The organism is Microcoleus sp. Pol7_A1 (assembly GCF_036701085.1).
GTDB lineage: Bacteria > Cyanobacteriota > Cyanobacteriia > Cyanobacteriales > Microcoleaceae > Microcoleus > Microcoleus asticus.
In genome coordinates this window covers 22,822-30,076 of record NZ_JAUBQD010000076.1, presented here as the reverse complement: position 1 = coordinate 30,076, position 7,255 = coordinate 22,822, and the positions used below count along the sequence as shown (strand labels likewise).

Annotated in this window: 9 protein-coding genes; 6 read left to right on the top strand and 3 right to left on the bottom strand. The window is 47.8% G+C overall.

Annotated features, from left to right (window positions below; translation table 11 throughout):
• The coding region (locus QUA20_RS27910; protein ID WP_333193145.1) for a DUF4277 domain-containing protein at positions 1 to 397 on the bottom strand (397 nt) is incomplete at its 3' end.
• 108 nt (positions 398 to 505) lie between these two features.
• Here QUA20_RS27910 and QUA20_RS27905 point away from each other — a divergent pair.
• Positions 506 to 640 carry a hypothetical protein gene (locus QUA20_RS27905; protein WP_333193142.1) on the top strand — a complete coding sequence of 45 codons (135 nt, stop codon included), beginning with the start codon at positions 506 to 508 and terminating at the stop codon, positions 638 to 640.
• Here the strand turns inward: QUA20_RS27905 and QUA20_RS27900 are convergent.
• Both QUA20_RS27900 and QUA20_RS27895 read right to left on the bottom strand, forming a co-directional pair.
• Entirely contained in the window at positions 630 to 1,448 is an 819-nt protein-coding gene (locus tag QUA20_RS27900; protein ID WP_333193139.1) for a carbohydrate ABC transporter permease, read from the bottom strand. The genes QUA20_RS27905 and QUA20_RS27900 overlap by 11 nt on opposite strands.
• A gap of 240 nt (positions 1,449 to 1,688) precedes the next feature.
• Positions 1,689 to 1,871 carry a hypothetical protein gene (locus tag QUA20_RS27895; protein WP_333193137.1) on the bottom strand — a complete coding sequence of 61 codons (183 nt, stop codon included), beginning with the start codon at positions 1,869 to 1,871 and terminating at the stop codon, positions 1,689 to 1,691.
• Positions 1,872 to 1,941: 70 nt separating this feature from the next.
• Between QUA20_RS27895 and QUA20_RS27890 the strand changes: the two genes are divergently transcribed.
• The 5 genes from QUA20_RS27890 (at position 1,942) to folE (ending at position 7,161) form a co-directional block, all read left to right on the top strand.
• On the top strand, positions 1,942 to 2,634 hold the full coding sequence (locus tag QUA20_RS27890) for an aldehyde oxygenase (deformylating) (protein WP_172191002.1): 693 nt from the start codon (positions 1,942 to 1,944) through the stop codon (positions 2,632 to 2,634).
• A 150-nt stretch (positions 2,635 to 2,784) separates the two neighbouring features.
• A complete protein-coding gene (locus tag QUA20_RS27885) occupies positions 2,785 to 3,807 on the top strand; it encodes a long-chain acyl-[acyl-carrier-protein] reductase (RefSeq protein ID WP_172191000.1) in 1,023 nt (340 codons plus the stop codon).
• A 544-nt stretch (positions 3,808 to 4,351) separates the two neighbouring features.
• A complete protein-coding gene (gene accA / locus QUA20_RS27880) occupies positions 4,352 to 5,332 on the top strand; it encodes an acetyl-CoA carboxylase carboxyl transferase subunit alpha (RefSeq protein ID WP_333193135.1) in 981 nt (326 codons plus the stop codon).
• Positions 5,333 to 5,576: 244 nt separating this feature from the next.
• On the top strand, positions 5,577 to 6,302 hold the full coding sequence (locus QUA20_RS27875; RefSeq protein WP_333193133.1) for an SDR family oxidoreductase: 726 nt from the start codon (positions 5,577 to 5,579) through the stop codon (positions 6,300 to 6,302).
• 124 nt (positions 6,303 to 6,426) lie between these two features.
• A complete protein-coding gene (gene folE / locus QUA20_RS27870; RefSeq protein WP_172190992.1) occupies positions 6,427 to 7,161 on the top strand; it encodes a GTP cyclohydrolase I FolE in 735 nt (244 codons plus the stop codon).
• Positions 7,162 to 7,255: the final 94 nt, after the last annotated feature.

Below are 7,255 nucleotides of genomic sequence, written 5' to 3'. Positions count from 1 at the left end.
CTAAGTGCAGACTCTGCAGGTCTACACCATAGCGTCGTGCCGCCGACAGTGCCACCGTCACGAAGATTTCTGTGAGTCCTTTTGCATACATTTTGTCCAGGACGCGCCCCAATCTGTCGTCATTTAAGTGTTCTGGTCTGATGCCTTCTCCTAACAAATGCTCTGTGGCCTTGCCGACAAAAAATTTTTCCAACAAGTACAGCGGGGCGCTGACAAATCCCAATCCATTGAGAATCATGGCTTTGACTGCTTGACCGGGCGTGACGATTTCTTGTGGGTGAGTCCCCAAGAGTTGATCGAGCCCTTCGACTAATCCCATCGCATCACAGATGCCAGCAATTAGTCCGCAGTGGTCAATATCTTGTACTCTAATATCAGACGCTTCAATATTGCTCATCTTTTAAAAATACTTGAGCGCGCGAGCGCACCTGCGGAATGTGGGATTTAGGATTGCTATAGTAGCGATTTCAATCGCCCAGTAACTACAAACTCACACCTGGAACCAATGTCAGCAACAGGCAAGATGCCTGTTCAACAAGAATATTTAGTATTTGTGGAACAGGCATCTTGCCTGTTCTTGAGAATGGTTCCACAAATGACTACAAACTTAATTGCCAAGCATTTTCAACTCAATTCTTAATCCCCGTCGCCGCAATCCCCCGTATAAACTGTCGTTGACCGGCCAAAAACAGCAACACCACCGGTACAGTTCCAATTACCACCGCCGCCATCAACAACTGCCAACTGCTAGTAAACTGTTCCTGAAATTCGGCCAGAACCAACTGCACAGTCCGCAACTCGGGCCGCGTCGTAAACACCAGCGGCTTAAACAAATCATTCCACTCCCCGATAAACGTAAACAAAAACAGCGTCACCAAAGCAGGGCGGGCCAAAGGTAACATCACCTGCCACAAAACCTGCCAGCGGTTAGCCCCATCCAGCATTGCCGCCTCCTCCAACTCCACCGGAACAGTCATAAAATACTGGCGCAGCAGAAAAATCCCAAAACCGTTAGCCGCCGTAGGCAAAATCAGCGCCCCGTAAGTATTCAGCAGATGACCCCACTTCAAAACCAAGAAAATCGGAATCACCAAAAGCTGAAACGGAATTACCAGCGTCGCCAAAACCCCCAAAACTAAGGCCTGTCGCCCCCGAAACTTCAGCCTGGCCAAAGCATAACCGGCCAAAGCAGAAGTCACAACCTGAAAACCCGTCACTGCCAGCGCCACTAGAGTAGAATTAAGGAATGCCAACAAAAAATTGCCCCGTCGCCAAGCCTCCTGATAGTTCGCAAAAGTCAGGCCTGTGGTCTTGACACCCACACCAGATGGTGATAATGAAAGCAAAAATACAGCAGCCAGCGGCAGCAGCACCAGCGCAGCCCCCGCCAGCAACAAAATAAAACTCAGCAATTCCAGCACTTGAGACCTGTCAAAGGATTTACCCATAAATTTGTGAATTAACCTAAAATAATAAGCCTGTGAGGTTCTCCAACCCGATCGCCTCCCAGATTCCCATACCACAACATAATAGTCGTAGAGGGAAAGAAGGAGTACCTAGGGAGGAAGTTGTGGTTAGGATATAATGTTATAGATAGAGTTGGTACTGTAAAACCCTGAAAGGTGGAGACATAGACCGTATTTCTATCATCTATTTCCGGGCAAAAGATCGACTAACGACTAATTCAACTAATTAGTAAATAGATAGCATTCTAGCGATAGTCTTTCTGGAGTGTTCGACGGCAAAAGTCCGCCAAACACGCTGAGGACGCCAGTTTTTCCCGGAGCGTCAAAGAAAAGTTCTTTGTCGAAAGAATCCTCAGCTATAATCTCTGATTTAGATGGGGTGCGTTCAAAAAAGGTAAAGTGCACTGTCACTGACCCCCAATTTTAAAGGGGTTTCCAAACATCCCACAAGCTTATATGAGGAGACTACATATCTATGCCCCAGCTTGAGGCCAGCCCAACAATTGACTTTCAAACCGAAACTTACAAAGATGCTTACAGCCGCATCAACGCCATTGTAATTGAAGGCGAACAAGAAGCTCACGATAATTACCTGACACTGGCCGAACTGTTGGCTGACAAAAAAGCAGAGTTAGTTGGCTTGTCCAAGATGGAGAACCGCCACATGAAAGGCTTCCAAGCTTGCGGCAAGAATCTCAAAGTCACGCCGGACATGGCATTTGCCAAGGAGTTCTTTTCGGAACTGCACAGAAACTTCCAAACGGCCGCTGCTCAAGGTCAGATTGTAACTTGCTTGCTGATCCAATCGCTAATTATCGAGTGTTTTGCGATCGCAGCTTACAACATCTACATCCCCGTCGCCGATGACTTTGCTCGCAAAATCACCGAAGGCGTCGTCAAAGAAGAATACAGCCACCTCAACTTTGGGGAAGTCTGGCTGCAAGCTCACTTTGAGGAATCCAAAGCCGAACTAGAAGCCGCCAACCGCCAAAACCTGCCCATCATCTGGAGACTGCTAAACGCTGTCGCAGACGATGCCCGCGTTTTAGGAATGGAAAAAGACGCTTTAATCGAAGACTTTATGATTGCCTACGGCGAAGCCCTAGGCAACATAGGCTTTAACAACCGCGATATCATGCGGATGTCAGCACAAGGCTTAGCAGCCTAGTTAATTAGGAAATAAGGAATGGGAAAAAAATTAAAAATGAAAAATGAAAAATGGGATACCTCATTTTAAAATATAAATTTTTAATCTTCCCATCTTCCCTCTTCCATTTTTCAATCTTCAATCTTCAATCTTCCTTCATTTGACAACTTAATGTTTGGTCTAATCGGTCACTTAACCAGCTTAGAACACGCCCAATCAGTAGCTAACGAGCTGGGCTATCCAGAATATGCCGATCAAGGTCTCGATTTTTGGTGCAGCGCACCGCCTCAAATAGTCGATCATATCACGGTAACAAGCATCACTGGACAAAAAATAGAAGGCCGCTATGTGGAGTCCTGTTTTCTGCCAGAAATGCTAGCCACTCGCCGGATTAAAGCAGCCACTCGCAAAATCCTTAATGCGATGGCACACGCTCAAAAAAACGGGATTAACATCACTGCTTTAGGCGGCTTTTCTTCAATCATTTTTGAGACTTTCAACTTGCAGCAAATTAAGCAAATTCGCAATCTCAAGTTGGAGTTTGAACGCTTCACCACTGGTAACACTCACACGGCTTACATCCTCTGCCGTCAAGTAGAAGAAGCAGCCCCAAAATTGGGAATTGAACTTTCAAAAGCCACTGTAGCGGTTTGCGGTGCTACTGGGGATATTGGCAGTGCGGTGTGTCGCTGGCTCAATCTTAAAACAAATGTAGCAGAATTGTTGCTCATTGCCCGCGACAAAGAACGATTGCAAGATTTGCAATCGGAATTGGGGCGAGGCAAAATCTTGGATTTGGAAGAAGCCCTGCCCCAAGCGGATATTGTAGTGTGGGTAGCCAGTATGCCAAAGGGAGTAGAAATTGACCCCAAGACATTGAAGCAACCCTGTTTATTGATTGACGGTGGCTATCCGAAAAATCTGGCAACTCAGGTTCAGCATCCGGAAATTTACGTACTCAATGGCGGCATTGTGGAGCATTCCCTCGATATTGAGTGGAAAATTATGAAGATTGTAAATATGGATGTACCGGGCCGACAGTTGTTTGCCTGTTTTGCCGAATCAATGCTGCTGGAATTTGAAAAATTGTATACCAATTTTTCTTGGGGACGGAATCAAATTACTGTCGAAAAGATGGAGCAAATCGGCGAGATTTCAGTTAAACACGGTTTCCGACCTTTAATGTCATTTTGATGTGATTTGTTGCGGTTATTGGTTATTGAGGAAAGTTTTTCTGATAATAACCAGTAACTTTTTTTTAGAGACTTAACAGTTAACCGTTAACATTATGTCCGATCGCACGACGAAATTAAAAGTTATGTTTAGTTCTCAACCAGCCCAGGGGATTCGCGACAAGAGTTGGTCTTTTTTATGATATTTGATGGTCGGCGACAACAGCTAGCTAATACAGACAGGGCTGTTAAAGCTTCCGTAGAGGTGAGATTGATCCCGCGGGTGTCGCTTTTTTTACTGGGGAACAGTTCAGCAGGGTTAGGTTTTTTGTGGCTGTGGGGGTCTAGGGGCGCGGGGAAGTATGCGCGTAAAAATCAGAAGCAAGCAAAAATAGTGTAGCAAAAAATGAGGCTCAAGCCTCTGGTTTTCAACAAGATTACTAAGCAAAGCATAATTCAAAACTTCCAAATTTCCAAATTTCCCCTCTTTTTCAGCATCACCTGACAGGGTAGGATCTGGAAATAGTCGATCGACAAAACCTTAAAACCCTATAGAAATTATCAGCGTGGCAAACCCAGACCGCAAACCACTACTCTTAGACTTTGAAAAGCCGCTGGCGGAACTAGAAACCCGAATTCACCAGATTCGCCAACTCGCCGAAGAAAACAGCGTAGATGTCACCGACGAAATTCGCAAACTCGAAGCTCGCTCAACCCAACTGCGACAAGAGATTTTCAGCAGCTTGTCCCCCATGCAGCGTCTGCAACTCGCCCGTCACCCGCGCCGCCCCAGTACCCTCGATTACATTCAGGCAATTAGCGACGAGTGGATCGAGCTTCACGGCGATCGGCGCGGCGGAGACGACCCGGCCCTCGTCGGCGGAATTGCCCGCATAGACGGGCTTCCCACAGTCATCATCGGCCATCAAAAAGGGCGCGACACTAAAGACAATATAGCCCGCAACTTCGGCATGGCGGCTCCCGGCGGCTACCGCAAAGCCCTGCGGTTGATGGAACACGCCGATCGCTTCGGAATGCCAATTTTCACGTTTATCGACACTCCGGGAGCTTGGGCGGGCTTAGAAGCAGAAGAGCTCGGACAGGGAGAGGCGATCGCCTGTAACCTCCGAGAAATGTTTCGCCTCGACGTTCCCATTATTTGTACCGTCATCGGCGAAGGCGGTTCCGGCGGCGCATTGGGTATCGGTGTCGGCGAGCGGCTGTTGATGTTGGAACATTCCGTCTACACTGTCGCCACCCCCGAAGCTTGTGCGGCCATTCTCTGGAAAGACTCTGGCAAAGCTAACTTAGCCGCAGAAGCCCTTAAAATCACTTCCTGGGATTTGAAAAACCTCGGCGTTCTCGATCAAATAGTACCCGAGCCGGTCGGCGGCGCTCACTCGAATCCCCTCAAAGCTGCATCCATACTCAAACAAGCTTTGTTGGAAAACCTAGCAGAACTGACACAGCTTACAGGTCAGCAGCGGCGCCAGCTCCGGTATCAAAAGTTTCGCGACATCGGTGTATTCACAGAAATTTCTGCTTGAGCCGATCGATTCACAGTTATCAGTTATGAGTTAAAAATCTTTTAACTTCAAACTCATAACTGATAACTCAACTATTCTGCGGATCAGTCAGCAGTGTTATAATTTCTCAGGTGACACCGGCTTAACAGTTCTTAATGTTGATCTCATAATTAACTGTACTCACCCGCAGCAGACAGCTTTCTAATTTGCCGAAGAAAGCTGCAACGCTTGAGGGATTTGCCGAGCGAAAGTATTAGGACACTGAATGAACCATCCAACAACAAAGCAGGCTCTGATTACCGGAGCCAGCAGCGGTATTGGCAAAGCGACGGCTCTAGCGTTCGCCGCCGAGGGCATAAATCTGGGCTTAGTTAGCCGAGAGTCGGAAAACTTAGAAGCCGTTGCCGCAGCAGCCCGAGAAGTCGGAGTGAAAGCAGAAGCTTATCCCTTAGACTTGGCAAAAATTGAGCAAGTGCAAAGCAGCATCAGCGCGATCGCAGCTCAATTGGGTGCCGTAGATATCCTGGTCAACAGCGCGGGTATGGGCTACACCGGCTCCTTGACGGAAACGTCCCTAGCCGACTGGCAGAACGTTCTAGACCTCAATCTTACTAGCGTTTGGCAGTGCATTCTAGGAGTTTTGCCGTCGATGCGCGATCGCGGATCGGGAATCATCATCAACGTTTCCTCGATCGCCGGCATCCAAACCTTCCCCAACTGGGGACCCTACTGCGTCAGCAAATTCGGTCTCATGGCTTTGTCTAAAACCTTAGCCGCCGAAGAACGGGCTCGCGGAATTCGGGTAACAGCAATCTGTCCGGGTTCTGTCAACACTCCCATGTGGGACACAAACACCGTGCAATCCGACTTCGATCGCAGCGCCATGTTAACCCCAGAAATCGTCGCCCAATCAATTCTGCACGCAGTTCAGTTGCCAGCAAGTGCAGTAATTGAAGAAATCACCCTCATGTCCAACGCAGGAGTTTTGTGAACTTGAGATTTGAGACTGCTGGATTTTTCTCGAATTCAACAATCTTTGAATCTCTAGCTATATCCCCCAATCGAAAATCGAAAATCGAAAATCGAAAATCGATTCACCCTCACACCAACTTTTTATGACAATTGCATCTTCCACCGATTCCAATGGCTCGAACTCAACCTCGACTGACAGCATGAAACTTTCAGAAACCGCAGACAATAACACCCCGCGCATCCCCACTCGACCAGATCGCAATTCCTCCAACGGTCAAGAATCCAACGTACCCGTACCCTCAGAAGTAGGCCAGGAAGAAATGATGGCCGCCGTTCGGACAATGCTGCTGGGAGTAGGAGAAGACCCCGAACGCGAAGGATTGCTCAAAACCCCAAAGCGGGTAGCAGAAGCAATGCGGTTTCTCACCAGCGGCTACAGTCAATCCCTCGAAGAACTCCTCAACGGCGCTATCTTTGACGAAGGTCACAACGAAATGGTACTGGTGCGAGATATCAGCGTATTCAGTATGTGCGAACACCATATGCTGCCGTTTATGGGCCGAGTTCACATCGCTTACATACCCAACCAAAAAGTAGTGGGACTGAGCAAATTAGCCAGAATTGCCGAGATGTACAGCCGCCGGTTGCAGGTGCAAGAACGTTTGACGCGCCAAATTGCCGAAGCAGTTCAGACAATATTGGAACCGAAGGGAGTGGCTGTAGTAATGGAAGCCAGCCATATGTGCATGACGATGCGGGGTGTGCAAAAACCCGGTGCTTGGACGGTTACGAGTGCCATGTTGGGCGTGTTTCAAGAGGAACAGAAAACTCGCGAAGAATTCCTGAATTTGCTCCGCCACCAACCGGCATTCTTTTAATCATTAGTCATTAGTCATTAGTCATTAGCCATTAGTTATTAGCCAGCCAATCACTTTTTTCCTGGTGGCTAACGATCGAGCAATTTGGTCACTA